Below are 26,858 nucleotides of genomic sequence, written 5' to 3'. Positions count from 1 at the left end.
AAAGAGTTGTTGCAAGAAACCCCGCAACAACCCCTGATTTATTTTTTAGTCTCTTTCAACTACTAGAGCAGTTCCCATTCCTCCACCTATACATAGGGTAGCAAGACCTTTCTTTGAGTCTCTCTTTTCCATTTCGTATAGAAGTGTTGTAAGAATTCTAGCACCTGATGCTCCGATTGGGTGACCTAAGGCAATAGCTCCACCATTTACGTTTACCTTGTCAAAGTCATAGCCCAGTTCGTTTTTAACAGCGTAAGCTTGAGCTGCGAAAGCTTCGTTAGCTTCGATTAAGTCGATATCATCAATTGTTAATCCAGCTTTTTCTAAAGCCTTTTGTGATGAAGGAATTGGTCCTGTACCCATGATTCTTGGTTCAACACCAGCTGTAGCATAAGATGTGATAGTAGCTAGAGGTTTAACTCCTAGTTCCTTAGCTTTTTCTTCGCTCATTACTACTAGCATTGAAGCACCATCGTTAAGTCCTGATGCGTTGGCAGCTGTTACTGTACCATCTTTGATGAAGGCTGGTTTTAGTTTAGCAATTCCTTCAGCTGTTACACCTTCTCTTATGTGCTCATCTTTGTCTACTACTGTTACATTGCCTTTTCTATCTTTAACTTCGACTGGAACGATTTCGTCATCGAATCTTCCTTCTTTTCTAGCTTTTTCAGCTCTTTGTTGGCTTGTAGCAGCTAGTTCATCTTGCATTTGTCTAGTAATACCATAGTCTTCAGCTACATTTTCAGCTGTAACTCCCATATGATAGTCGTTGAAGGCATCCCATAGACCATCTTTTATCATCTCATCGATAACCTTCTTATCATTCATTCTGCCGCCCCATCTAAGATCTTTTAGTAGGAATGGAGCTTGTGACATAGATTCTGTTCCACCAGCTAGGATTATATCGTTATCTCCAGCCTTAATCATTTGAGCTGCTAAAGATACACTTCTAAGTCCTGATCCACAAACCTTGTTGATTGTAAAAGCAGGAACTGTTTCTGGGCATCCTGCACCTAGAACTACTTGTCTTGCAACATTTTGTCCAAGACCTGCTTGAAGTACACAACCTATTACAGCTTCATCTATATCTTCTGGTTTAATTCCCGCTCTTTTGATAGCTTCTTTGGCTGCAACAACTCCTAAGTCAACAGCTCCAACTGTTTTGAATGCACCACCAAAACTACCAACAGGTGTTCTTACTGCACTTGCGATAACAACTTTTCTTGACATATTACCTCCTAATTTATTTATACCTTTACTTATTTTGTATAGTCGTAGAAGCCTTTACCAGTCTTTCTACCTAGCTCTCCTGCTCTAACCTTTTGTCTTAGTAATGGGTTTGGACGATATTTGCTATCTCCGAATTCATTGTATAGAACTTCCATTATTGCTAGGCATGTGTCAAGTCCTATTAAGTCTCCTAGTTCAAGAGGTCCCATAGGATGGTTTGCACCAAGTTTCATTCCTGTATCGATATCTTCTACACTTGCAAGACCGTCAGCCAATACTCCAATACCTTCGTTGATCATTGGAATAAGTAGTCTGTTTACAACAAAGCCAGGACCTTCTTTAACTTCGATAGGTGTTTTGCCAAGAGCCTTAGCAAGGTCTAATACAGCTTCATTTGTTTCATCAGATGTTTTAAGTCCTCTAATAACTTCCACTAACTTCATAGCTGCTACTGGGTTAAAGAAATGCATTCCGATAACTTTTTCAGGTCTATTTGTTACAGCTGCAATATCTGTTATTGATAGAGATGAGGTGTTAGATGCAAGGATTGCTCCTTCTTTAACTACTTCGTCTAATTCTTTGAATATATTCTTTTTAAGTTCTGGATTTTCTGTAGCTGCTTCAATAACGATATCACAATCAGCAAGATCTTTGATATCTGTTGTATAAGTAATGTTTGCTAGGGCTTTAGCTTTTTCATCTTCAGTCATTCTTTCTTTTGACACTTGTTTTGCATAGTGTTTTTCGATTGTTGCCTTAGCTTTTTCTAAGAACTCATCTTTTATGTCTCTAACTACTACTTGGTGGGATTTTGCATTGACTTCTACAATTCCTCCACCCATAATTCCTGAACCAACAACTCCTACTTTCATTTTGTCTCCTTTCAAAAAAATACTTTCTATTATTTGTTTTGGAATTCTGCTTTACCCTTGTTAACAAAGGCTTGCATTCCTGCCTTTTGATCTTCTGTTGCAAAAGATAAGCCAAATAAGTTTTCTTCAATTTTGATAGCTGATTCTATATCAACTTGAGCTCCAGTGTTGATTGCTTCCTTAGCAAGTTTAACTCCGATAGGGGCATTGTTTGCTACGATATTTGCAAGCTCATCTACTCTAGCTTCAAATTCATCTACTGGAAGAACTTCTTGAACAAGTCCAATTTCTAAAGCCTTTGGAGCCTTGATGTTTCTAGCTGTATAAATTAAGTACTTAGCCCAACCTTGACCTACAAGTCTTTGTAGTCTTTGAGTTCCACCAAAGCCAGGGAGGATACCAAGACCTACTTCAGGTTGACCAAATGTCGCCTTTTCATTAGCAATTCTAAAATCACAACTCATAGCAAGTTCGCATCCACCACCTAGGGCAAAGCCGTTAACTGCAGCTATAGTTGGGATTTCTAATTTCTCTAATTTTCTGAAAACGCCTAATCCCTTCTTACCAAATTCTTTGCCTTCGATAGGTGAAAGGCTAGCCATTTCCTTGATGTCAGCTCCTGCTACAAAGCTTCTTCCTTCTCCGGTAACAATTAAAACTCTCAATTCTTTATTAGCGCTAACTTCATCAAGAGCCTTATCAAGTTCATCTAAAACTTGAGAATTTAAAGCATTTAGTGCTTCTGGTCTTGCTATAGTTAGTTTGCCAATAAAGCCATCTTGCTCTAGTTTGATTGTTTCAAAAGCCATATATTCTCCTTAAATATTTATTTATAGGCTAAGGAACTAATCCCTAGCCTAGTAAAATTAATTTGCCTTTCTTTGTTTAAATAGTTCAGTTAACTTTGGTACAATTTCGAATAAGTCTCCAACTATACCATAGTCAGCTACATCAAAGATAGGAGCATCAGGGTCTTTATTTATTGCTATTACAATATCACTTGCTCCAATACCAGCCAAGTGTTGGATAGCTCCAGATATACCTATTGCTATATAGATCTTTGGCCCTACTGTTTTACCTGATTGACCTACTTGGTGGGAGTGAGATATCCAACCAGAGTCAACTAATGGGCGGCTTGAACCAACTGTTGCACCAATGGCTTCCGCCAAATCTTCTATTAATTTTAAGTTTGAAGGATCTCCTAGACCACGTCCACCTGATACAATGTATTCTGCACCAGCTAAGTCTACATCTTCTCCTTCTTCACGAGGGATAAAGTCTAGGATTTTTGTTCTAACTTCTTTATCATAAGCAATTTCTTCTGAAATTTCTTCTATATTTTCACGTCTTGCAGCTTCTTCTTTAGAGAATACTCCAGGACGAACTGTACCCATTTGTGGTCTTGAATCTGGGCAAAGAATTTGTGCCATCAAGTTACCACCGAAAGTTGGTCTAGTCCATACTATATTTTTAGTTTCTGTATCTACTTCTAGTTCTGTACAATCTGCTGTAAGTCCAGTTCCAACTCTAGATGAAACTCTAGGTGCAAGGTCTCTTCCTAGGTTAGTAGCACCTACTAGGACTACATTTGGATTATGTTTTTCTATTAATTTAGTTAGAGCATTAGCGTAAACTTCGGTGTTATATTCCTTATAAATTTCACCTTCAACAGTTATAATCTTATCTACTCCATAGTCCTTAACTTCTTCTTTTGCCTTACTAACGTCTCCACCTATTATAACAGCTACCAAGTCTTCTTCTAGGGTATCTGCCATTTTTCTACCGGGATTTAATAGCTCTAAGCCAACATTTAAGGCACTTCCGTCTTCTTTTGTTTCTACAAATACCCAAAGGTTTTTATAATCTGCCATACTTCCTCCTTAAATAAGCTTCTTATCTATTAATTCAGCAACCAATTTTTCAGCAGCTTCTTCTGCTGGAAGATCAGTAAAAATAATTCCATCTTTTGTAACATTAGGTGTATATGTTTTCTTAACCCTTGTTGGAGATCCCTTTAGCCCGATCTTAGTTTCATCTATTACACTTTCTAGATCTTCGAAGCTAACTTGTGGAATTTCAGCCTTTTTAGCCTTTAGTTTATTCTTGATCTTAGGATATCTTAGTTCTTCATCGCCATATTTAGTAAAGGTAACAACAGCTGGAAGTGTGGATTGGATATGTCTTGATCCACCATCAACTTCTTGGAGAACTTTCGCTCCTTCGTCATTGATTTCTAGTGTATAAGCATAAGTTACTTGTGGAAGTTCTAAGTGTTCAGCAAGTTCTGGACCAACTTGACCTGTATCTCCATCTATTGCTTGAAGACCACACATAATTAGGTCAGGTTCTCCTTCTTCCTTAGCTACAAATTTAACAGCATTTGATAGAATGTAGCTTGTAGCTAGAGTATCTGAGCCACCAAACTTCCTATCAGTTACTAGGTAAGCCTTGTCAGCTCCTACTGCTAGGCAGTCTCTAAGCATAGATTCAGCTTGAGGAGGTCCCATAGAAATAACTGTTATCTTTGTTTCAGGGTCATTGTCCTTAATTCTTAAAGCTTGCTCTAGGGCAAAAGCATCATAAGTATTTAAAATACTTGGAACACCCTTTCTGATAAGAGTATTTGTAACTGGATCTATCTTTATTTCATTAGTATCTGGAACTTGTTTAGCACATACGAATATATTCATTTGTTCTCCTTAATATCTTCTATCTTAATAGCTGACCAGAAATAACCATTTGCATAACTTCTGAAGTACCTTCGTAAATCTCTGTTATCTTGGCATCTCTCATCATTCTTTCAACTTCATATTCCTTGATATATCCATAACCACCGAACATTTGTACTGCTCTTGTAGTTACAAACATTGCTGTTCTTGCAGCTTTTAATTTAGCCATAGCAGCAGCAGAAGTATAATTTTCGCCATTGTCCTTAAGAACAGCAGCCTTGTATACTAAGTGTCTTGCAGCTTCTATTTCTGTAGCCATTTCAGCTAATTTAAATTGAGTATTTTGGAATTTAGCTATTGGCCTTCCAAATTGTTCTCTTTGCTTAACATATTTGATAGTCTTTTCTAGAGCGCCTTCAGCTATACCTAGAGCTTGAGCTGCTATACCAATTCTACCTCCATCTAGGGTAGCCATTGCGTACTTGAATCCCTTGCCTTCTTCTCCTAAAAGATTTTCCTTAGGAACCTTGCAGTCTCTAAATATCAATTCTCTAGTAGCACTTCCCTTAATTCCCATCTTATCCTCAGTAGTACCAAAGTCGAAACCTTCATATCCTTTTTCAACTATAAATGCACTGATTCCTCTAGTTCCTTGATCCTTATCAGTCATAGCAAATACAACATAAGTATAAGCATAACCAGCATTTGTTATAAAGATCTTTGATCCATTAAGAACATAATAATCTCCGTCCAAAACCGCAACAGTTTTTTGTCCAGAAGCATCTGTTCCAGCATCAGGTTCTGTTAAAGCGAAAGCTCCTAACTTCTCTCCTGAAGCAAGTGGTGTAAGATATTTTTCTTTTTGTTCTTCATTACCAAACTTATTAATACAATCAGCACCTAAAGAAGTATGAGCTGATAAAATAACGCCTGTTGTAGCACAGCATTTTGATAATTCTTCAACAGCTAATATATATGTTAGCGTATCTTGTCCATTTCCGCCATATTCTTCTGCAAAAGGAATTCCGAAAAATCCTAGCTCTTGCATTTTCGCTACATTTTCTTCAGGGAATTTGTGTTCTTCATCTACTTCTATAGCCATACCGGCTACTTCGTTTTGAGCAAATTCTCTAAACATCTCTCTCATTTCTTCTTGTTCTTCTGTTAATTTGTACATATATTCTCCTTATAAAACTATTGAAAATAAGATTTCATGATATAAAGCAACTTATGTTATTATATTAACAATCTTGAAGTGATTTGTCAAGTTTATTTTGAAAAAAAGTTATTTTTTTCTCAAAGTCCCCTAAAATTAGCAATATCCCTCTAAAATTTTTTAGGTTCATACCACTAAAATCCAAATAATTTTTAAAATATAGGATATTTCCTAAAATACCTGTATATTTTGTGAAAATTATGTAGAATTTTTTTGAAATAAAACACTTTCACTTACTATAATATTTCTTTTACTAGTTTTGTCAAACGTTTACTTTTGTTAAGGTGTTTTGCCTTAGATTTAGATAAATACACGATTTTTAATTTTAATTTAAGTATAATTTATCATTTTTCTATGTTTTCATAGGTCAAAAAAAATCTTTGAAAACATTTTGACATAGAAAATTTTATGATATAATAAATATATAATTACATAGTTTCATGTAATTTTTTAATTTTAGGAGGTATAAATGAATAATTATAACCAAGTAACTGATGAAATTATTGAACAAATTAAAAGTTCAGTATCAGGCAAAGTATATGTTGGAGATGAAGTTAGCGAAGACTTCTACCAAGATGAAATGCCCATCTACGGTCTTTCAGAACCTGATGTTCTAGTAGACGTTCACACTTCAGAAGATGTAAGTTCAGTTCTTAAAATTTGTAACGCAAATAAAATTCCAGTACTAGCAAGAGGTGCAGGTACAGGTCTAGTTGGTTCAGGTGTTGCTATCAAACACGGTGTTATGCTTAATATGCAAACAATGAACAAGATCCTAGAATATGATGAAGAAAACATGGTAGTTAGGGTACAACCTGGTGTTCTACTTAATGACCTTGCTCAAGATTGCCTATCAAAAGGCTACCTATATCCACCTGATCCAGGTGAAAAATTTGCTACCCTTGGTGGAAACGTTTCAACAAATGCTGGTGGTATGCGTGCTGTAAAATATGGCACAACAAGAGACTACGTAAGAAGCATGGAAGTTGTCCTACCTTCTGGTGAAATTACCAAATTCGGAGCTGTAATTTCTAAGTCATCTACAGGTTACTCACTAAAAGATCTTATGATCGGATCTGAAGGAACACTTGGAGTAATTACAGAGCTTACCCTAAAAATCGTTCCAAATCCTCAAGCTACTATTTCACTAATAGTACCATTTGAGGATCTACATGAATGTATATCAACAGTTCCAAAACTACTAAATTCTAACCTAAACCCACAAGCTATCGAATTTATGGAAAGAAACATAGTATTAGCTAGTGAAAAATATATAGGAAAAGAAACCTTCCCTAAAACCGTAGAAGGCATAGATGCTAATGCCTACCTACTAATCACCTTCGATGGAGATGATGAAGATAGCCTATACGAAGATATAGAAAAAGCTGCAGAAATCCTAACAGACAATGGAGCAATCGATGTCTTGGTAGCTGATACACCAAACCAAATCAAAGATGCATGGGCTGCTAGATCATCCTTCCTAGAAGCAATCGAGAGCCAACACAAACTATTAGATGAATGTGACGTAGTAGTTCCTATTACAGAAATTGCTGACTATATAGAATTTGTAAATGAAGCTGCTGAAGAATATATGTTCGACGTTAAATCATTCGGTCACGCTGGTGATGGTAACCTCCACATCTACACATTATCTAATGAAGAAGATAAGATAGATCAATTCAAAGACGAAGTTAATGAATTCATGTACGTTATTTACAAAAAAGCCTACGATCTTGGCGGAAAGCTTTCAGGTGAGCACGGTGTAGGATCAGGTAAAATAAACTATCTAAGAGATTTCGAAGGCGGAGTAAATACAGGACTTATGAGAGGAATCAAAAAAGTATTTGACCCTAACATGATCCTAAACCCAGATAAGGTTATAACAGCCGAATTATAGGATTATGAACTACCTCAAAGAATTCGTCATCCTCTGTACGTGCTTATTCTTAGGTTCTATAACTAGACACTTTATCAACTTCCCTATACCAGAAGCAGTATATGGTATGGTATATCTATTTATAGCTCTAAACCTAAAAATACTAAAACCTGATGATGTTCAACAAACTTCAGACGGTATTCTATCAAACCTAGCCTTCTTATTCGTTCCTGTTGGAGTAGGCATCATGGCACACTTAGATGTCGTCCAAGGTAGAATTATAAAATTACTTATAATAACCATAGTAGGAACCGCAATAACCATGGCTATTACAGGAATAGTCGTCCAAGCTTTACAAAGGAGGAAATAATGTTTGACAACCAATACTTCGGTATAGTCCTCTCCTTTGGGGCTTATGAAATAGGTAAACGGATTAACAAAAAGATCAAAACTCCACTAGCCAATCCTCTACTAATTGCTATCTTGCTAATCATAGCATTTCTAACTATAACAGGGATTCCTTACGAATCCTACAAAAAAGGTGGAGACATAATAGCATTCTTCGTTGGCCCAGCTACAGTTGCTATGATCTTAGACCTATACAACAATATGGATACACTAAAAGCAAATGTAATCCCAATCTTTGGTGGGGTAGTTGTAGGATCAATATCATCTATGCTCCTTGCTATCGTCCTATCAAAAGTATTTGGATTTAATGGAGACCTACTAACCTCTCTCGTTCCTCAATCAATAACTACAGCCATAGCCATCTCTCTTAGTGGCGAATACGGCGGAATTGTGGCATTAACCTCAATTATTGTAGTATTTAGAGGAGTGATTGGAGCAGCCATCTCCCCTATTGTCCTAAAGGTATTCAAGATCACTGACCCAGTAGCACAAGGAGTTGCACTAGGCACATCAAGCCACGCCGTTGGTACTAGCCAAGCAAGAAAAATGGGTAAGATTCAAGGAGCTATCTCAGGACTATCAATAGCCATAGCAGGTATAGTAACAGTACTACTAATGCCACTAACTATGATGCTAGTAAACTTGATCTCATAATAAAATAAGGTGGTGGTGCAGATTGATACTATCTGACCATCGCCTTTTTTTCTTAAAATGTTTAGTTGCTTATCTTAAAGACAATCGACTCATTAATCTATTTTCTTTCCGTCATCGTCTTATTTGTAGAAGTCTTCTCCTGTTTCTTTTCCAAGTTCATTATCTTCAACTCTTGCACCAACACCTTATACGATTTTCTTTAGGTCGTATGATGAGTTTTCGTCTTGGCTTTCTGCTAGGGCCTTACCCATTTCATAAGGGGTCTTTAGTCCAACCATGTCGAAGGTATCGAATGGGCCTAGTGGAGCACTTTGAGCTATTCTCCATGTCTTGTCTATAGCTTCTGTTAGGTAAGGATTAAGAGGGAATTAATTATAAATCCTGCTTATCTTTGTTTCCATCTTTCCTTGTTTATAATAGCTAATTTATTTGTTTTTATTAGGTAAAGGTCTCGCTAATCTTTGTATTTTAAAAGGGGCTGTTGCAGAATGAATAAATCGTCCCAAAATCGTTAGAAGAACCTCCACGACAATTTAGCCTCTATGAGCCGGCGGGCTAGCCTCCATGAGCCGGCGAGCTAGCCTCCATGAGCCGGCGAGCTAGCCTCCATGAGCCGGCGAGCTAGATAACAAATAGTCTAAGAGAACTTTCTAAGGATGGGACGATGATTATTCATCGTTTTGCAACAGCCCCTTGATTATTGTAATTAAAATATACTATGGTGTGGAAAAAACAATATAGCACGATTAGCGTGGGAATACTTTTTATTTAATTAGATCTTAGTACTTCTATAGCAGAGAGTTTTGTTGCACGTCTTGCTGGTACATAACCTGCCAATACTCCTACTAGGGAAGAAAATCCTACTCCGACCAAGGCAAGCCAGGGTGGGATTACTATTATTTGGTTTATATCTCCTCCCATTGCTATGACCTTATTTATAGCAAGGCCTACCAAAAGGGAAATGATAAGACCAATTAGCCCTCCAAAGAATCCTATAAATCCAGATTCTATAAGGAACATTGACCTAATATCCTTGATGGATGCTCCTATTACTTTCATGACTCCTATTTCTTTTTGCCTCTCATAGATACTCATTAGCATGGTGTTTATGATACCTATGGCTGATACTATAAAGGCAACTGAGCCTATAGCTCCAAATATAAGAGATATGATGAGGCCGGTTTTTTTGAGTTCATCAGCTGCCCCTGCCTCAGATCTTGTTTCAAAGCCTTGGTCTTTGATAAGCTCATCAACATTTTCTAGGTTTTTGGGGTCATCAACTATAACCCTTAGAGTTTCGTAGTTTATGGCGTTTTTGTTCTTTGGCTCTACTATTTCTCCGTTATTGTTGTAGGTCATGCCTAGGGTTGGATTGGCTGTCTTTTTTTCTTCCTTGACGAGTCTTTTGTAGAGGGATTCGTTTATCATGATGGACCAACTATTGACGAAGGACTTGGTATTTAATTTTCCACCTATCTCTACTGGGACATCTACATAGGTTGGTTTGTTGGATTTTTCTTGATCAGCATTTTCTGTTGTTGGAGTAAAGTTTACCCCGTCATCATCTAGGTCGTTTTTGTAGCCAAGTCTTATTATAAATTCCTTGTCCTTGTAGTCAAAGTCTTCTATTGGCTCGTAGCTATAGGAGCCATCTCCATAGGATTCTTTCTTTCCTATCTTTACTTGGGGACCTAGGATTATTGTCTTATCATCTGAAGGAGCTACTGGTCTGCCCCAGTCAAACATTTCCCCTGTCAGTTCTTTCATTACGTAATCAGGCATAACTTCCATAGAACTTAATAGGGCATAGTCTTCATCGTCCTTTAGGAAGGTGTCTGGGAAGATATTTTTTGATGGAACTACCACCTTTACTCCTGGAATTTTTTTGAGCTTGTTTATAGTCGCATCATCAATCTTAGTCTTGCCTCCGCTTTGCTCAGTTAGGATCTGGATAGATGTTAGGGAGCTAAAGGAGTCAATAAATTCTTTTTGCTGTTTATTGATTCCTAATGAGAAGGCAAGCATGAGGATTATGGAAGTCGCCCCTATGACTACTGATAGGACTGTTAGGATTGTCCTTGACTTACGGCGGCTAAGGTTTCTTAGGGAAAGCTCCAGCCTATCTCTAATCTTCATCGTCTATCGTAAGCTCCTCTTCTTTTTTTGCTTTCCTTTTCTTCCTAATCAAGACTCCTACAAGGACAGCTACTATTATTAGTCCAATCCACAAGAAAGGACTTGTAAATATTGAGCCATTGGCTTCTTGCATGCCAGGATTTTCTCCAATAAGTTCTCCAGTTTCAGGGTCAACTTCTCCCATCATTTCATCTTGGAAACCTGCTGTTACTTCTCCCTTAAAATCCTTGACATCCTTGTGTTCCTTGCCTGCAGAGTCCTCATATGTTATTTCAATTTCTCCTTCTATCTTGCCCTCGGCATCTGGAGTTATATTGAATGAGAAAGTTTCTTGGCTTCCAGAGTTGAAGTTACCTATAAATCTTTCATCTTCGTCTATGGTAAAGCCCTTGCCCTTGGCCATCGCCATAAAGTTGTATAGGTTATCCTTGCCGGTATTGTAGATATTTACTGAAACACTAGAAGGAGTACCTACCATAGCTTCATCCATCTTAACCTTACCAAAATTTACACTTGCCTCTTGGGTTACAGGGATTCCTATAGCCTCTGTTGTCTTATATTGGTTGCCCAAGTAGTCCTCATATTCCATATTTACATTTATAACATAGGAACCTGGATTGGCGTTTGGTAAAACATTCATCCTTATTTCCTTGGTAGTATAGTTCCATGGATAGAGGGCTGCCACATAGAAGGTGTTTGACCTATCTACCGGTGTAAAGACTGACCCATCACTTACTAGGGCTTGGTTGGATGAAGGGGCTGGTGATGATGCCAGGGTTTGGTCTATGGTTACTTTTAGGTTGTAGATTGTGTTTTCATTGTTGGTATTATACAGGGTAAAGTCTAGGTAAAAGTCCTCTCCTGCCTTAACTATCTTTGGCTCTAGGGAATAGTCTGAGATGATAAGTTTAGGTTGGTTTCTCATTTGACTAGGAGCCTCTTCAATCGCTTCATTTCCTCCACTTTGGCTTGTGTCATAGCCCCCTTCAGAGCTTTCAAGATCGCTTTCTACTTCGTTATAATATGTATCGTCCATCATTTTTCTAATACCTCATCAATTGTTAATTTTTCGTGAACTTTTTCCAATTTTCCATCCCTCATAAATAGGGTCTTGTCTGCAAATTCTGTCATTTCCTCATCATGAGTTACCATAATGAAGGTTTCATTGTTGGCTGTTGTAATCGACTTAATTAGGCTCATTATCTCAAAGCTTGTTTTGGTATCTAGGTTACCTGTTGGCTCATCTGCAAAGATAATAGAAGGAGTTCCTACAAAGGCCCTGGCTATGGATACTCTTTGTTGTTGACCACCAGATAGTTCGCTAGGCTTATTGTTTACCCTATCGGATAGACCTACTTGTTTAAGAATCCTGTAGGCTTCTTTTTTCCTATCATCCTTAGGAATACCCTTAAAGGTTAGGGGGAGGGCTACATTCTCCCGGGCAGTTAGCTGGGGCAAGAGGTTGTAGGATTGGAAGACGAAGCCTATATTTAGGTTTCTAAATTTAGTTATCTCCTCTTCAGAGAGCTTGGTTAGGTCTACCTTGCCATACTTAATAGTTCCCTTGGTAGGTCTTTCTAGGCCTGCTAGCATATTGAGGAGGGTTGACTTACCCGAACCAGAAGTTCCAAGGAGGGCAACAAAGTCCCCCCTTTCTATATTAAGGTCTATACCATCTAGAGCCTTTATAATATTTGATCCCACCTTATAATATTTTTTGAGACCCCTTACTTCAATTAGACTCATTTTTCCTTGCTTCCTCCCTCTTAAAATGAGGATTTTTCTCTCTTATATAGATATCATATAGGTCTTGGTCTAAGACTAGATCAATTTCCCCTATGAGGTCTTCGACATTTTCTTCTGTAAACTTTCTCTTGAAGGTATAGAGGCCATCGGATTCATCTGCATCAAAGATTCCACCCATATCATAGTAGGCAAGGCCCTTGTCTGCCGCAAATTTTATTTCTTCATAATTTATTTGATAATTTTGTCCCATGTCCTTAAATTCATTGGAAGAGCCACCATAGAGGGAGGTTGCCCTATTGCCATAGGATATTAGCATGGAAGAGCATAGAGGCTCATCATCTAGATAGGATACGGACATCCTTATCTCATCTTCATACAAGGAATAGAGCTTTTCAAAATATTCGTAGGGTCTATGGTTAATCCCTGCCCTCTCGCTTGTATCAACTATGTGCTTATAGAGGATGTCTACTCCTTCTCTGCCCATATCCTTGGTAACAATGCCATCCCTGTAGGATTTTCTAGTGTGCTTTCTAGTGTTCTTAGAGAAGTTGGCAAAGATCTCTTCACTATCCCTTCCATTTATAGCTAGGACCATATTGAGGAGGGGTTGGGATGAGGTAGTCTTATCGTGCCTTATCTCTATGCCCCTTGCCTTATACTTTTCTATCAAGGCTTCATCATAAGGAAAGAGGGGATCAACTCTTAGGAGAAAGCCATCATTGGCTCTCGCAAAGTCTGCGGCTTCTTCAAGTAGGCGAATCACAAGGTCTATGTCATTGAGCTCTGCTACTGGACCTCTTGGTGCATAGAAGAAGTTCTTCCCTATCTTATCCCTTATATAAATTACAGAGAGGGCTGCCACTATCTCTGCCCCATCTTCTAGGTAAAAGTAGGCAGACTTCCAGCCGGACTTTAGCTCTGCCCACCTCATATCTTGCTCGAAACTACCATATTGTGAGTTTTTAATAAAATCCTTGTATTTATTTACTTGATTTGTATCATTAATATCTAGTTTCACTCTAACCTCCATATCCTTCCATCAAAGTATGTCTCAAAATCATTGTATCAAAATATTTAATTATTACTTTTGTTATTTAAATAATTCTTGTGGATTGTTAATATTTAAAATCTATTTTTAATCAAGTTCTGTCAATTAAATATTAATTTGGTGTTATGCATATCACCACACGATAAAATTATTATATCAACTTCTTATATTTTTTGCAATCACTATTGGTATTTTATTTGATCTGTTTGAAGATCCCAGGTTATTTCCTGAAAGCTGCCATCATAGATAGAAAAGATTTGGGGCATGGACTCCGATAGGCCCTCACTTTTTTTCATCTCCTCATAGTCCATCCAAAATAATCTGCCCTCACGGTTTATGGACTCAAGGTCTCCAGTAAAATCACAAGTCCTATAGAGAAAGCCCAAGTCCCTCCTATCATCTCCTATCCAGGAGATAAGGCCTACATAGGATATGTTTTTGATGTCCAGATTGGTTTCTTCCTTGGCTTCTCTTATAACAGAATCTATGAGGCTCTCCCCCTCTTCGACCTTGCCACCAGGAAAGGTTAGCCCCTCCCATCCTTCTTTTTTGACCTTATCTAGGACTAGGACCTTCTTTGCCTTTTTATCTTCTATCATGACCATATTCATAAGTCTATCTTTCATACTAGCTCCTTGTACAAAAAAACCAAAACCCCGGCTAAGGGATCTTGGTCTATATTTTTTATAATCTTTTTAGATCAATCTTTACTTCTTTATCATTAAGTTCTATTGGATCAGCATCCAAATCTTGGTAGATGATTTCATCAGCTAAGGTTTCCTTTTTGATTTCTTCAGAGAATTTATCGATTGATTTTTTTAAATCCTCATCTCCAAAGTAAGTTATTTCGATCCTATCGGTTAACTCGAAGTCCCTATCCTTTCTCAAGTTTTGAACCTTGGAAGTAAACTCTCTAGCATAGCCCTCATCTAGGAGGTCTTCTGTTATCTCTGTATCTAGGATTACAAAGACATTGCCGTCCATTTCTACATCAAAGCCTTCCTTGGCTGAGATTCTTATGTCGAGGTAGTCCTTAGATACTTCGAAGGTCTCTCCCCCTATTTCTACTTCTTGTGGAGCTTCATCTACCTTGTCTATGAAGTCCTTGGCATCTACACTTGCAAGGTACTTGGCAAAGTCATTGACCTTGGATTGGAAAATCCTACCAACTACCCTAAAGTCAGGTTTTAGGAAGTAGTCCATAAATTCTGATAGGTCTGATTCGAAGGCAACTTCCTTGATATTAAGTTCTTCTTTGACTAGGTCTAGGAGGTCTGATATCTTATCTTCGTAAGCCCCATCTACTATTATCTTTGATAGAGGTTGGCGAACCTTGATAGCTTCCTTCTCCCTACTTGCCCTACCTAGGTTTACAATTTTCCTTACTAGGTCCATTGCATCTTCTAGGGCTGTATCAATTTTTTCTTCATCTAGCTTAGGTAGGTAGGCTGTATGAACTGTAGCTTCTCCTGTTAGAGCCATGTAGACTTCTTCGGCTAGGTATGGAGTAATAGGAGCTATGAGCTTGGATACAGTGAGTATTGCATCGTAGGTTGTTTTGTAAACTGCCTTTTTGCTATCATCAATTTCTGACTTCCAGAATCTCTTCCTATTTCTTCTGATGTACCAGTTTGATAGGTCTTCTACTACGAAGTCTGATATCATGTGAACGACCTTGTTGTAGTCAAAGACATCCATGGACTCATAGTAGGATTTAACTAGGCTGTTAAGTCTAGATAGGAGCCACCTGTCGATTTTTTCGTATTGAAGGTCGTTAAATTCTCGAATGTCCTCAGCACTTAGGCCATCAGTATTGGCATAGAGGCCAAAGAAGTTGTAGACATTTTCGAAGGTTCTAAAGAAGTTATTTCTTACTTCTACTAGTCCCTTTTCGTCAAACTTAGTCTTGATCCATGGTGGAGATACGTAGAGGGAGTAGAATCTAACAGCATCTGCCCCATACTTATCAAATAGTTCAAATGGATCTAGGGTGTTGCCCTTGGATTTTGACATCTTTTGACCGTTCTTGTCAACTACTAGGTCATTTACAAGGACATTCTTGTAAGGGGCCTTGCCTGTTGTGATGGTTGATATAGCCATCAAGGAGTAGAACCATCCCCTTGTTTGGTCTATTCCCTCACAGATAAAGTCTGCTGGGTAGTAGTTATCAAAGAGTTCTTTATTTTCAAATGGGTAGTGGAGTTGGGCAAAAGGCATGGCTCCTGAGTCAAACCATACGTCAAGTACATCAGGTACCCTGTGCATGGTTCCACCACACTTCTCACACTTGATGGTTACATTGTCTACATAAGGTCTATGAAGTTCTATGTCCTCACTTATGTCCTCTATGGCACGCTCTTTTAGCTCTTTTCTAGAGCCTACTGTATCGGTATGGCCACAGTCATCACACCTCCAGATATTTAATGGAGTTCCCCAGTATCTTGACCTAGATATAGCCCAGTCCTTGATATTTTCAATCCAGTTTCCAAACCTCTTATCGCCGATAGTTTGTGGGAACCAGTTGACTTCTTTGTTGTTTTTGACCATGGCATCTGAGAATTTGGTCATTTCTATATACCATGATGGTTTTGCATAATATACAAGTGGTGTATGGCATCTCCAGCAGTGTGGATAGTTATGCTCTATGGTTTCCTTGGCAAAGATTTTGCCTTCTTCTTGGAGGTGTCTCCAGATTTTTTCGTTGGTATCAAAGATAAATTCGCCCTTCCAAGGAGTTTCTGTAAAGTTACCCTTAAGGTCTACTGGTTGAACAAAGGCTAGCTTATATTTTCTACCTATTTGGTAGTCGTCCTCACCAAAGGCTGGAGCTGAGTGGACTATACCAGTACCATCTTCTGCTGATACATAGTCTGCCAGGGTTATGATAAAGGCAGTGTCATCTCCTGTATCAACATAAGGCATGAGTTGCTCATATTCCCAGTATTCCATATCGGAACCCTTATACTCTTCTACTATTTCGTATTCCCTATCTCCCATAATCTTATCAGCTAGACTCTTGGCAAGGTAGTAATAGGCATCATCTTCTTTGACATAGGCCTTTACATAATCAAGGTCAGGGTGAACAGATAGGGCCACATTTGAAGGTAGGGTCCATGGGGTTGTTGTCCATGCCAAGAAGTACTCGTTGTCTGTTCCCTTTTTCTTAAACTTAGCTGTTAGGGTTATGGTCTTATCCATTTGGTAGCCTTGGGCAACCTCATGACTTGCAAGACCGGTACCACACCTAGGGCAGTATGGCATTACCTTGGCTCCCTCGTATATGTAGCCATTTTTGAAGGCCTTGTCTAGGAGGTACCACTCGGTTTCTATATAGTCATTGTCCATAGTTACATAAGGATCATCCATATCATAGAGGAAGGCCATCCTATCTGACATATCTCGCCATAGGTCTTGGTATTTCCAAACAGATTCCTTACATAGCTTGTTAAATTTCTCGATACCGTAGTTTTCTATATCATTTTTGTCATGGAAACCTAGTTGCTTCTCTACTTCTATCTCTACAGGAAGGCCGTGGGTGTCCCAGCCAGCTTTTTTGAGAACCTTGTAACCTTTCATATTTTGATACCTACTCGTCATATCCTTAAGGGTACGGGCTATAACGTGGTGGATACCTGGCTTACCATTGGCTGTTGGAGGGCCATCATAGGTAATATATGTATCTGCATCCTCACGAGTCTTAAAAGTTAAATCGAGGAGGTCTATATCCTCCCAGTATTGGGTTAGCTTTGCTTCTCTTTCCTTGACATTTTTACCGTCAAGGGCTTTAAATTCTGCCATATTCTTCTCCTTTACAAAAAAACCGTCCTTAAAAAGGACGGTCCACCGTTTTAACAAACAATTTTAACGCAATCTAAACGTAATAAACTACTAATTCATCTATTAAACTAGAAGATGATCTTCGCCAAGTACTCATCAAGTAGCTTTCACCTAACCTACCTCTCTGTTTGACTTATAAATGGTTACTCTTCTTCCTAGGTCATATTTTTATTATAGTTTTATAATACTTATTAATACTTTTTTGTCAAATAATAAAATCTATATCTTAAATATGTCTCAAAATTTTGAATTTTTTTAAGTTGTAAACATCAAAATCATCAAGGTTTGCCCTATCCTTGGCATCTTCTAGCATTTGATAGTCGCTCTCGTAGTCGTTTCTATAGACTATAACAGGGTTATTGGCATAGTTTAGGACTAGACCATCATAGACACCAAAGTCTTCGATTTTTGCAATAGGAGTTACCTTTCTTATCTCTAGGACTTGAATATAGATATCATCTAGGTCTTCTTTTTTGATAGCGAGGGCATTATTAAAGATTCCAAGGTTGACGCTCTCGTTAATTACATCTAGGGCTATGTTGGCCCTGGTTGGATAGATTGACCCTGCCCTCTCCCTCCTATCTGCCTTATTTATTTCGATTATTACACCGTTGTGGTTGTCTCTAAATTCTTGGTCATACTTATCCAAGTACCTGCCAGTTTCTAGGAAATATTTAATTGCTTCATAGGCTAAATTTACTAGTTTATCTTTTTGCACTAAAATCCTCCATTTTTAGAAGTAAAGCAATTTTTTGCTTTGTTTCATATATAAATATTATACAATTTTTAGCCCTTCCTTCAATTGACATAGGTTTTTTTAGGTATATAATAGGATTATATCATAAACTTCGTATAGAGGAGAGTAGGATAAGCAATTGATTAAAGAGAGCTTCGTTGTGGTGAAAGAAGTAGAGAGAGCTTGTTTGAAGATGGCCTTTATTTAGGATTTCTCGATAATTAGAGATTTACGTTTACTTACGTTATAGAGTTAGAGTATGTTAGTACTCGATAAGGGTATATGAGTGATCATATACTAATAAAAGGTGGTACCGCGATTTTCGCCCTTGTTATTCCGGTTGGGATAGCAGGGGCTTTTTCTTTACTGGTTTATGGTAAATAATAGAAAAGAGGTAATGAAATGACAGAAAAAATTTATAAAAACATTGATACTGCTTGCCTTAGGGCAGGATATGAACCTGGAAATGGAGAAGCAAACCTTCCTCCTATTACCCAATCAACAACCTTTACCTACGAGTCCACAGACCAAGTGGCAGAATTATTTAACCTAAATGACCCAGGATTTTTCTATACTAGACTAGGTAATCCTACAGTAGATGCCCTAGAGCAAAGGGTGGCTGCCCTTGATGGAGGAGTCGGAGCTGTAGCTACAGGATCAGGTCAAGCAGCCAACCTACTTGCTATAGTAAATATCGCCAAGGCAGGAGAGCATATAGTAGCCCTAAATAATATCTATGGTGGTACCTTCAACCTTGCCAACAAGATTATAAAGGACTTTGGCATAGATTCTACCTTTGTCTCAGTAAATAATTTTGATGAACTAGAAGAAGCTATCAAGGATAATACCAAACTAATTATAGGAGAGTCGCTCGCAAATCCTAAGGCTGATGTCCTAGATATAGAAAAATATGCAGAGATTGCCCACAAGCACAATATCCCCCTAATCCTAGATAACACCCTCGCAACCCCTGCCCTTCTTAGACCAATCGAGCATGGATGTGATATAGTAACCTACTCATCAAGTAAGTACTTGGATGGTCACGCAGCAGCCATGGGTGGTATCATTGTCGACTCTGGTAACTTCGATTGGAGTAGGGGAGACTATGAGCAACTAACTAAGCCAGATGAGTCCTACCATGGACTAGTATTTACTGACCACTTTGGCAATTCTGCCTATGCAGCAAGACTTAGAACAGTAGGCCTTCGTGACCTAGGTACAATCCAATCCCCAGTCAATGCATTCCTAACCCTCCTTGGCCTCGATACCCTAGCTCTAAGGATGGAAAGACATAGCAAGAATGCCCTAGAAGTTGCAGAATTTTTGGAAAATAGTGACTATGTAGAATCTGTTTCCTATCCATTCCTCAAATCATCCCAGTCTTATGACCTTGCCAACAAATATCTAAAGGGTGGATCAGGTGTATTATCATTTTGTATAAAGGGAGATAGGGACAGCGCTACTCGCTTCATAGAAAGCCTTGAGCTTATTAGACTTGCTGTCCATGTAGCAGATGCTAGAAGCCTTGCCCTTCACCCAGCATCATCTACCCATAGACAACTATCTGATGAAAACCTAAATGAAGTTGGCATCTTCCCTAACCTAATAAGACTATCAATAGGTATCGAAAATTCTGAAGATATCATAGCCGATATAAAGCAAGCCCTAGAAAAAGCCTGTGGAGATAGATAATGCCTGTTATTATACCAAAAGACTTAATTAATACAAATGGACTAATCAAGGAGCATATCTTCGCTATCGATAGGTTCAGAGCAGAAAGCCAGGACATAAGACCCCTTGAGATTGGTATAGTCAACCTCATGCCAACAAAGGAAGAAACTGAGATACAAATCCTAAGACTGCTATCCAATACCCCCTTACAGATAAATATCGACCTAATAGATATGGCGACCTACCAATCCAAGCACTCTAAAGAGCACTTAGAGAAATTCTATATATCCTATGAAAACATTAAAAATAAAAAATATGATGGACTGATAATAACAGGTGCACCCCTAGAGCAAACTCCCTATGAAGAGATAAAATATTGGGAAGAGCTAAAGAAAATATTTGACTTTGCAAAAAAGAACGTATTTTCTACCCTCTTTATATGTTGGGGAGCTATAGCCGCCCTAGAGTATTATTATAATGTAAAGACTGATCTCCTTGACAAAAAACTATTCGAAGTCCACGAGTACTACAAAAATACGGACGATAAGATATTACTTGGATTTGATGATGTCTTCTATTTACCAAATTCAAGGTATAAGACCATCCGAAAAGAAGAAATCGAGAAGATCAATGACCTTGTTTGCCTGGTAGCAGATGATGAAATGGGGGCAAGCATAATAAAGTCTAGAGATGATAAGTTTATATTCAACCTAAACCACTTGGAATATGACAAGCAAACACTAGATACAGAATACAGACGAGATATAAATAAGGGCATGGATACTCCTCCTGCCAAACACTACTATCTAGATGATGATCCCAATAGAGAAATCCTTAAAAGATGGAGGTCTTCTGGATACATTTTCTTTAATAACTGGTTAAACCACTATGTTTACCAATCCACACCTTACAATATAAACGAAATATAACGGAAAGCAAAGTAAAAGATCCCAACCGACAAGTTCCTATCGGTTTGGGATTTTTTTGTAGGCTATACTGCCACTAATTATTATCTTTTAGGTTGACAAGTCTTTCTATAAGCATAGCTTGAGATAGGTCGGTTGTTGTATTTATTCCTGTTGCTATGGAATCTACAACAGTTGCTATAAGGACCATGATAGGAATGGTTTCTTGAGGTAGGGAGAATGTAGATACAAGGAGGATTTCAGCCGTATAGCCACCACCTGGTACAGCTCCTGCCACAGTTGCAGCTATAAATGATACTAGGATAGCTAAGAGCATTCCCTTTATTGTAAGGTCTATATCAAAGATACCACACAATAGACTTATTTTAATAATTTGAATCATTACTGTTCCGTCTTTATGGAGGTTAGCTCCTAAGGGAATAACTAGGTTATTTATATCATCTCTAACACCTGCTCTCTTGCCTGCTATTAGGTTTACTGGTAGGGCTGCTGCAGACGATGAGGTGGAGAAGGCTGTAAAGAAAGCAGGCCAAGTATGTTTCCAGAATTTCTTGATCCCACTCATACCTCCACCAAGAAAGGCCTGGATGGTATTCATCAAGAAGAAGTAGACAAAACCTGCCACAAAGAATATCAATATTGTTCTAGCCAAGGGACCTACTATGGATGAGCCGTATTCTCCTATAAAGGTCGCAAAGTAGGCTCCAATTCCTATTGGTGCAAGTTTCATTATATAGGAGATGATTTTGTTGATAAGGACCATTAGTTGGTTAAATATGTCTATAATTCCCTTGGCCTCATCCCTAACGGAAGCTAGGGCAAGTCCTGTTATTATGGATATCACGATTAGTGCCATGAGGTTCTCCTTGGATAGGAGTTTGTAGAGGTCATCTACTGTAAACATTGCTAGGATGTCGAGGTTAGTTTGGCCCACATCTACGGTTTGGTCAAATGAAATATTGGCCCCCTTGGATGGATCAAAGATTCCTGTTACCACCAACATATAAACTCCTGCTATTATTCCAGTTATGATAAAAGTTATAAACATTACTATAAGTATCTTGGCCAGGGTCTTGGTTGAGCCCATGGATGCTAGGGATGATATGATTGATATGGCTACCATTGGGACTATGGATACAAATAATAAGTTCAAGAATAAATCAGCAAGGGGCTTAAGGAGCGATGCCTTCTCTCCAAATCCTATCCCCACAAGCCATCCTAGTAAGATCGATAAGAGCAATATTATAGATGATTTATTTTCCTTTAAAATTTTCATGATATATCTTCCTTTTAAAAAAGCCCCCTGGTCTATGGGTTCAGGAGGCTCATGTTTTTATTTTTCTTTGTGCTTAATTAGATTATTTTTTGCCTAGTAGCTTTTACCAAGCTGGTATCCAAGCACCATCTGTATATGTGTCATAGTCTTTCTTTGTTTCTTCTGTTTGGTAGTAGCTAACCACTTCCTTGTATTCTTCGTTTTCAGCATCTTCTTTTCTTGCTGCTATGATATTGATGTATTCTTCTACTTCTTCGCTGTTAGGATCTTCCATGTAGATAGCATCCTCATTTGGTTTAAGTCCTGCGTCTAGAGCATAGTTATCATTTACTACTGAGAAGTCAGTATCGTCTAAGCTTCTTGCTGTTTGGCTGGCATCCATCTCGATTATCTCTAGATTTTTAGGATTTTCTGTTATTTGATCAATTGTTATAGAATCTCCAGGTGTTCCTTCAACCTTTAGAAGACCTGCTGATTGGAGTAGGAAAAGAGATCTTGATCCATTGGTTGGATCGTTTGGTATAGCTACCCTTGCTCCATCTTCTATTTCATCTATGCTCTTAATTTTGTTAGAGTAGATTCCTATTGGTGCAAGCATTGTATTTCCTATTGATACAATTTCTTCGCTACCTTGGTTTTGGTTAAATTCGTCTAGGAATTTGTAGTGTTGATAGGAGTTAAGGTCTATATCGCCTGATAGTAGAGCTTCGTTTGGTTGGTTGTAGTCAGAAAATTTAACTAATTCTATCTTGTTACCCGTGCCTTCTTCGTATCTCTTGGCAACTTCTTCCCATACTTCATTCTTCTCTCCTACTACTCCGACTTTGATAATTTTTGCTTCACCTGATGGTGCTTCTGCTGTTTCTGTTGTAGAAGTTTCGTTTGCTCCATCACTTGAAGCAGGAGTTTCTTCTGCGTTATTTGAGCCACATGCTGTGATTGTTAGGGCTAGGCTTAAGCCTAGAACTGCTTTTAAAAATTTCTTCATTATTATTTCCTCCTAATGACTTGTTTTTCTTATTAAAATATTTGCTACTCCCTGAATTATAAATACTATTATTAAAATCAGGATTACTGAAACAATTACGACATCATCCTTATATCTTTGATAGCCTAAGGATATGGCTAAATCACCTATACCTCCTGCTCCTATGAGGCCTGCCATTGCTGTAAGGCCTAGAAGAGATATTAGGGTTATGGATCCTGCCCTGATTAGGGAAGGAAGTCCTTCTCTTAGGTAAACCGAAACTATTATTTCAAAGGGTGATTTACCCATGGCTTCTGCAGCCTCTATGACTCCAGGGTCAACTTCTGCCAAGGCCTGTTCAACTTGCTTAGCAAAAAATGGCACAGTTGAGAAGACCAAGGGAACTATGGCTGCCGTAGGTCCTATCCTTGTTTGAACAATAGCCTTAGTTATTGGGGCTATTAGGGCAAGCAAGATTACGAAGGGGATGGCCCTAAAAGTGTTGGTTATCTTATCCAAGACTGAATATAGGACCTTGTTTTCGAGTATCCTTCCCCTATCAGTAACTACGAGGATTAGACCTAAGATTAGTCCAAATAAGGCAGCAAAGACTGCACTGATGGCCAACATGTAGAGGGTGGTAATTAGCTCTTCGCCTATCCTATCCCTAATTGACCAAGCATAATCAAAGTATCCCATCTCTACCTCCTAATATTTTTACTCCTACTTCCTTTTCTAAAAGATACTCTATAACCTTGTCTATTTGGCTATCTTCTCCCTTGAAGGTTAGGATTAGATTGCCAACTGGGACTCCTGTTATAAATTCTATAGACCCTGCTAGGATATTGGTCTCTACACCAAACTTATCATAAATATCTGATATGAGTGGCTCAGTTGTAGAATCTCCCAGGTACTTAAGTTGAACTAGGGTTTCATCTTCCTTGATGATTCCAAGGTTTTCTTTTACATCTTCTATCGTTTGTTCTACATTAGTAGTTGTTTCTACGAACTCTTTGGTTAGTCTATTCTTTGGATTGGCAAAGATTTCTAGGGTAGGGCCTTGCTCTACTATCCTACCTTCTTCCATGACTGCACATTTGTTACAGAGATCTTTTACCACTTCCATTTGGTGGGTAATAATTACAATGGTGAGCTTTAATTTCTCATTTAAGGACTTGAGTAGCTCAAGAATTTGTTTGGTTGTCTTTGGGTCAAGGGCACTTGTTGCCTCATCACAGAGTAAAATCTCAGGATCTGACATCAAGGCTCTAGCTATAGCACACCTTTGCTTTTGGCCACCAGAAAGCTCCCTTGGGTAGGCATCAGCCTTATCCTTTATACCAACTAGGTCCAAGAGCTTTAGGGCCTTTTGCTTTTTTTCTTCCTTGGATATCTTATCCCTCTTAATAGGAAAGATTACATTGTCTAGGACGCTGATATTATTTAAGAGGTTAAAGTGTTGGAAGATCATCCCAATCTTTTTTCTCTTCTCCCTTAGATCTTTCTTGCTAAGGCCTAGCATATCCACCCCATCCACCAAGACTTGACCAGCGCTTGGTCTTTGGAGGAGGTTGATTGTTCTTACTAGGGTTGATTTACCAGCTCCCGAAAATCCTACAATACCATAGGTATCTTGGTCTTCAATTGTTAAACTTACATCCTTAACAGCCTTAAAGCCGTCAAAGTCTACACTTACATTTTTTATTTCTATCATATATTCGCCTCATTTAAAAAATCTAGAGCAAACTTAGTACATAGTCCAAGTCCATAGCTTATCCCTTCATAGTCTAGGTCAAACTTATCTGTATGGAGGTCTGCTCCAAAGCCCTTGGCTTCATCCCTTATACCAAACTGGGTATAGACCGTAGGGCAAAGGTCTCCGTAGCCATAAAAGGACTCTGATATAAAAATCGGATCCCTCTCGACTAGACTTCCTGGAAAAATATCTTCTAGGCTATCCCTTGCAAAGTCAGCAGCTTTTTTGTCATTTATTACCGGCCTTGCTACAAGTCTATTATAATCACTAAACTCCACCTCGCAACCATGGGCCTTGGCAGTAAGACTCGCTATTTTTTTAATTAGGTCAAGGGCCTTACTTGCTTCATCAGTATCAAAAAATCTTATAGTACCCCTAATAACTGCCCTATCAGGTATAACATTTGGCGCATCTCCCCCTTGTATAGCTCCTATACTCAAGGTGATTGGCTTTTCTATATCAAGTTGGTTATTCCAGGCAGAATTTAGACTCGTAACAATATGGCTTGCTGCAATTAGAGGGTTTCTTAGCTTATCAGGTCTAGACCCATGGCCACCCTGACCTATGACTTCTATCTCTATACCCCCACATCCTGCATGGGATGCTCCCCTTGGTATATAAAATTTCCCACAAGAAATGTCTGGGGTTTGGTGGTTGCCATAGACTAAGTCAAGTCCTTTATCCCTTAGATGATCTATCATCTTGCCTATGCCAGCTCCAGTTTCTTCTGCTTCTTCAAAAATAAAATAAATCTTACCAGATATTTCGCTTTTTAGCTTGCTTAGAATCTTGGCTGCTGTTAGAGCTATGGTCATGTGGCTATCGTGGCCACAGGCATGGCTTACTCCTTCGTTTTGGGATATAGAAGCCTTCTTACCCTTGAGATTTTCTGCATTTTCCTTGATGGCTAGGGCATCTATATCTGCTCTAATACCGAGGGTCTTACCAGGCTTTCCTGTATCTAGGAGGGCAGTAAAACCAGTAGAGCCTTCTATACTCTCGACAAGTAAACCCAGGTCCTCACATCTTTTCTTTAGATATTTACTTGTTTGGTATTCCCTAGAACTTAACTCCGGTCTTTGGTGGAGGTAGGTCCTAGTAGATATTATTTCGTCTTTATATCGGCTAATTATTTCTAATAATTCAGTATTATTAATCATAGTTCATCTCTTTTCACATAAAAATAACGCCCCTATGTCAAAAACATAAGGACGTCTGATACGCGTTACCACCTTAATTCACATAGGCTCACACCTATATGCTCTCATCAAGTACAACCATACTCTAATTCTATAACGGGAATTCCCGGATGAATCTAATATCGATCCACCCCATCAAAGGCCATCTTCAACTAAGCTTTCATCTGCCCCTCTCAGCCTACCGGGCTCTCTGTAAGACTATCTCTTAGTTTACTCTTCTTATCTAACGGTTTATAATCTAATATCTAAATACAAATATAATTTACCACCTTTTATTTATCTGTCAACTAATTTTATTAAAATATTTTTATCTTTATTAATGCCTACAATTATAGGATAAGCCAAGAGCCACCAGCAAATTATTTTTAATTTTCTTAGGTCTTATAATTTTCATTTAAATTATAGGCAAATTTTTATTTTAAATGAATTTGTATTATAATTAACAGAGAAAAGACCAGCTATCAAATGTCAAGAGAAAATAAAAAATAATTTATCTTGAAATTTAATGCATAGCAAACAAGCCTAATATTTAGGCTTAGAAAAAAATACAATTGAATAACAACTAAATATTAGGTATGTAAGCTTTGTTATCCCTCAAAACAGCGAAAATTATGTTAGTAAGTTTTCTAGCAACA

24 protein-coding genes and 1 other annotated feature are annotated in these 26,858 nt (G+C 38.2%); of the genes, 5 read left to right on the top strand and 19 right to left on the bottom strand.

Annotation, left to right across the window (positions count from 1 at the left end; translation table 11 throughout):
* Positions 1 to 45 precede the first annotated feature (45 nt).
* Genes MUN42_RS05310 through MUN42_RS05285 form a run of 6 tightly spaced genes read right to left on the bottom strand, consistent with a single transcriptional unit; the run spans position 46 to position 5,948 of the window.
* Positions 46 to 1,230, bottom strand: coding sequence for an acetyl-CoA C-acetyltransferase (locus tag MUN42_RS05310; RefSeq protein WP_243343454.1), 1,185 nt, complete (start codon positions 1,228 to 1,230; stop codon positions 46 to 48).
* 29 nt (positions 1,231 to 1,259) lie between these two features.
* A complete protein-coding gene (locus MUN42_RS05305; protein ID WP_243343453.1) occupies positions 1,260 to 2,102 on the bottom strand; it encodes a 3-hydroxybutyryl-CoA dehydrogenase in 843 nt (280 codons plus the stop codon).
* Between the two features lie 29 nt (positions 2,103 to 2,131).
* Positions 2,132 to 2,911, bottom strand: a complete 780-nt coding sequence (locus tag MUN42_RS05300) for an enoyl-CoA hydratase-related protein (protein ID WP_243343452.1) — start codon at positions 2,909 to 2,911, stop codon at positions 2,132 to 2,134.
* A gap of 57 nt (positions 2,912 to 2,968) precedes the next feature.
* Positions 2,969 to 3,973, bottom strand: a complete 1,005-nt coding sequence (locus tag MUN42_RS05295; RefSeq protein ID WP_243343451.1) for an electron transfer flavoprotein subunit alpha/FixB family protein — start codon at positions 3,971 to 3,973, stop codon at positions 2,969 to 2,971.
* Positions 3,974 to 3,982: 9 nt separating this feature from the next.
* Positions 3,983 to 4,792, bottom strand: coding sequence for an electron transfer flavoprotein subunit beta/FixA family protein (locus MUN42_RS05290; RefSeq protein WP_243343450.1), 810 nt, complete (start codon positions 4,790 to 4,792; stop codon positions 3,983 to 3,985).
* 19 nt (positions 4,793 to 4,811) lie between these two features.
* Positions 4,812 to 5,948: an acyl-CoA dehydrogenase gene (locus tag MUN42_RS05285; RefSeq protein WP_243343449.1), complete on the bottom strand. Its 1,137-nt coding sequence runs from the start codon at positions 5,946 to 5,948 to the stop codon at positions 4,812 to 4,814.
* Between the two features lie 508 nt (positions 5,949 to 6,456).
* Here MUN42_RS05285 and MUN42_RS05280 point away from each other — a divergent pair.
* From MUN42_RS05280 to MUN42_RS05270, 3 genes are read left to right on the top strand one after another with little or no spacing between them, the layout of a single operon-like run.
* Entirely contained in the window at positions 6,457 to 7,884 is a 1,428-nt protein-coding gene (locus MUN42_RS05280; RefSeq protein ID WP_243343448.1) for an FAD-binding oxidoreductase, read from the top strand.
* 4 nt (positions 7,885 to 7,888) lie between these two features.
* Positions 7,889 to 8,233 (top strand): CidA/LrgA family protein, encoded by a 345-nt coding sequence (locus MUN42_RS05275; RefSeq protein ID WP_243343447.1) that lies wholly within the window; start codon positions 7,889 to 7,891, stop codon positions 8,231 to 8,233.
* Positions 8,233 to 8,925 (top strand): LrgB family protein, encoded by a 693-nt coding sequence (locus MUN42_RS05270; protein ID WP_243343446.1) that lies wholly within the window; start codon positions 8,233 to 8,235, stop codon positions 8,923 to 8,925. Before MUN42_RS05275 ends, MUN42_RS05270 begins: the two co-directional genes overlap by 1 nt.
* Positions 8,926 to 9,110: 185 nt before the next feature.
* Here MUN42_RS05270 and MUN42_RS05265 read toward each other — a convergent pair whose 3' ends face one another.
* From MUN42_RS05265 to MUN42_RS05230, 8 genes are all read right to left on the bottom strand, one after another.
* Positions 9,111 to 9,263 (bottom strand): hypothetical protein, encoded by a 153-nt coding sequence (locus tag MUN42_RS05265; protein WP_347708758.1) that lies wholly within the window; start codon positions 9,261 to 9,263, stop codon positions 9,111 to 9,113.
* Between the two features lie 430 nt (positions 9,264 to 9,693).
* Positions 9,694 to 11,061 carry an ABC transporter permease gene (locus MUN42_RS05260; protein WP_243343445.1) on the bottom strand — a complete coding sequence of 456 codons (1,368 nt, stop codon included), beginning with the start codon at positions 11,059 to 11,061 and terminating at the stop codon, positions 9,694 to 9,696.
* Positions 11,051 to 12,097: a CARDB domain-containing protein gene (locus MUN42_RS05255; RefSeq protein WP_243343444.1), complete on the bottom strand. Its 1,047-nt coding sequence runs from the start codon at positions 12,095 to 12,097 to the stop codon at positions 11,051 to 11,053. The genes MUN42_RS05260 and MUN42_RS05255 overlap by 11 nt, the downstream gene beginning before the upstream one ends.
* A complete protein-coding gene (locus MUN42_RS05250) occupies positions 12,097 to 12,807 on the bottom strand; it encodes an ABC transporter ATP-binding protein (RefSeq protein WP_243343443.1) in 711 nt (236 codons plus the stop codon). Before MUN42_RS05250 ends, MUN42_RS05255 begins: the two co-directional genes overlap by 1 nt.
* Positions 12,794 to 13,825, bottom strand: coding sequence for a peptidoglycan bridge formation glycyltransferase FemA/FemB family protein (locus tag MUN42_RS05245; RefSeq protein WP_243343442.1), 1,032 nt, complete (start codon positions 13,823 to 13,825; stop codon positions 12,794 to 12,796). The genes MUN42_RS05250 and MUN42_RS05245 overlap by 14 nt, the downstream gene beginning before the upstream one ends.
* A 212-nt stretch (positions 13,826 to 14,037) precedes the next feature.
* Positions 14,038 to 14,481 carry an NUDIX domain-containing protein gene (locus MUN42_RS05240; protein ID WP_243343441.1) on the bottom strand — a complete coding sequence of 148 codons (444 nt, stop codon included), beginning with the start codon at positions 14,479 to 14,481 and terminating at the stop codon, positions 14,038 to 14,040.
* Between the two features lie 58 nt (positions 14,482 to 14,539).
* A complete protein-coding gene (gene ileS / locus MUN42_RS05235; RefSeq protein ID WP_243343439.1) occupies positions 14,540 to 17,653 on the bottom strand; it encodes an isoleucine--tRNA ligase in 3,114 nt (1,037 codons plus the stop codon).
* A gap of 265 nt (positions 17,654 to 17,918) precedes the next feature.
* Entirely contained in the window at positions 17,919 to 18,410 is a 492-nt protein-coding gene (locus MUN42_RS05230; RefSeq protein ID WP_243343438.1) for a hypothetical protein, read from the bottom strand.
* Positions 18,411 to 18,830: 420 nt separating this feature from the next.
* Between MUN42_RS05230 and MUN42_RS05225 the strand changes: the two genes are divergently transcribed.
* Together MUN42_RS05225 and metA are read left to right on the top strand one after the other, a co-directional pair.
* Positions 18,831 to 20,120 carry an O-acetylhomoserine aminocarboxypropyltransferase/cysteine synthase family protein gene (locus MUN42_RS05225; protein WP_243343437.1) on the top strand — a complete coding sequence of 430 codons (1,290 nt, stop codon included), beginning with the start codon at positions 18,831 to 18,833 and terminating at the stop codon, positions 20,118 to 20,120.
* The gene (metA, locus tag MUN42_RS05220; protein WP_243343435.1) at positions 20,120 to 21,028 is read left to right on the top strand and encodes a homoserine O-succinyltransferase; all 909 of its coding nucleotides are present in this window, start codon (positions 20,120 to 20,122) and stop codon (positions 21,026 to 21,028) included. The genes MUN42_RS05225 and metA overlap by 1 nt, the downstream gene beginning before the upstream one ends.
* Before the next feature lie 73 nt (positions 21,029 to 21,101).
* Here the strand turns inward: metA and MUN42_RS05215 are convergent, their stop codons facing one another.
* The 5 genes from MUN42_RS05215 to MUN42_RS05195 all read right to left on the bottom strand — a co-directional run bounded on the left by MUN42_RS05215 (position 21,102) and on the right by MUN42_RS05195 (position 26,184).
* Complete coding sequence (locus MUN42_RS05215; RefSeq protein ID WP_243343433.1) at positions 21,102 to 22,301, bottom strand: cation:dicarboxylase symporter family transporter; 1,200 nt, start codon at positions 22,299 to 22,301, stop codon at positions 21,102 to 21,104.
* Between the two features lie 103 nt (positions 22,302 to 22,404).
* On the bottom strand, positions 22,405 to 23,289 hold the full coding sequence (locus MUN42_RS05210; protein ID WP_243343432.1) for a MetQ/NlpA family ABC transporter substrate-binding protein: 885 nt from the start codon (positions 23,287 to 23,289) through the stop codon (positions 22,405 to 22,407).
* Positions 23,290 to 23,301: 12 nt separating this feature from the next.
* Positions 23,302 to 23,967: a methionine ABC transporter permease gene (locus tag MUN42_RS05205; RefSeq protein ID WP_243343430.1), complete on the bottom strand. Its 666-nt coding sequence runs from the start codon at positions 23,965 to 23,967 to the stop codon at positions 23,302 to 23,304.
* Positions 23,954 to 24,982 carry a methionine ABC transporter ATP-binding protein gene (locus MUN42_RS05200; RefSeq protein WP_243343428.1) on the bottom strand — a complete coding sequence of 343 codons (1,029 nt, stop codon included), beginning with the start codon at positions 24,980 to 24,982 and terminating at the stop codon, positions 23,954 to 23,956. The genes MUN42_RS05205 and MUN42_RS05200 overlap by 14 nt, the downstream gene beginning before the upstream one ends.
* Complete coding sequence (locus MUN42_RS05195) at positions 24,979 to 26,184, bottom strand: amidohydrolase (RefSeq protein WP_243343427.1); 1,206 nt, start codon at positions 26,182 to 26,184, stop codon at positions 24,979 to 24,981. Before MUN42_RS05195 ends, MUN42_RS05200 begins: the two co-directional genes overlap by 4 nt.
* 44 nt (positions 26,185 to 26,228) lie before the next feature.
* Positions 26,229 to 26,458 (bottom strand) — a binding site (T-box leader).
* Positions 26,459 to 26,858 lie beyond the last annotated feature (400 nt).

It is taken from the genome of Anaerococcus sp. AGMB09787 (assembly GCF_022808955.1).
Taxonomy (GTDB): Bacteria; Bacillota; Clostridia; order Tissierellales; family Peptoniphilaceae; genus Anaerococcus.
This window is presented reverse-complemented; position numbering and strand designations above follow the sequence as displayed.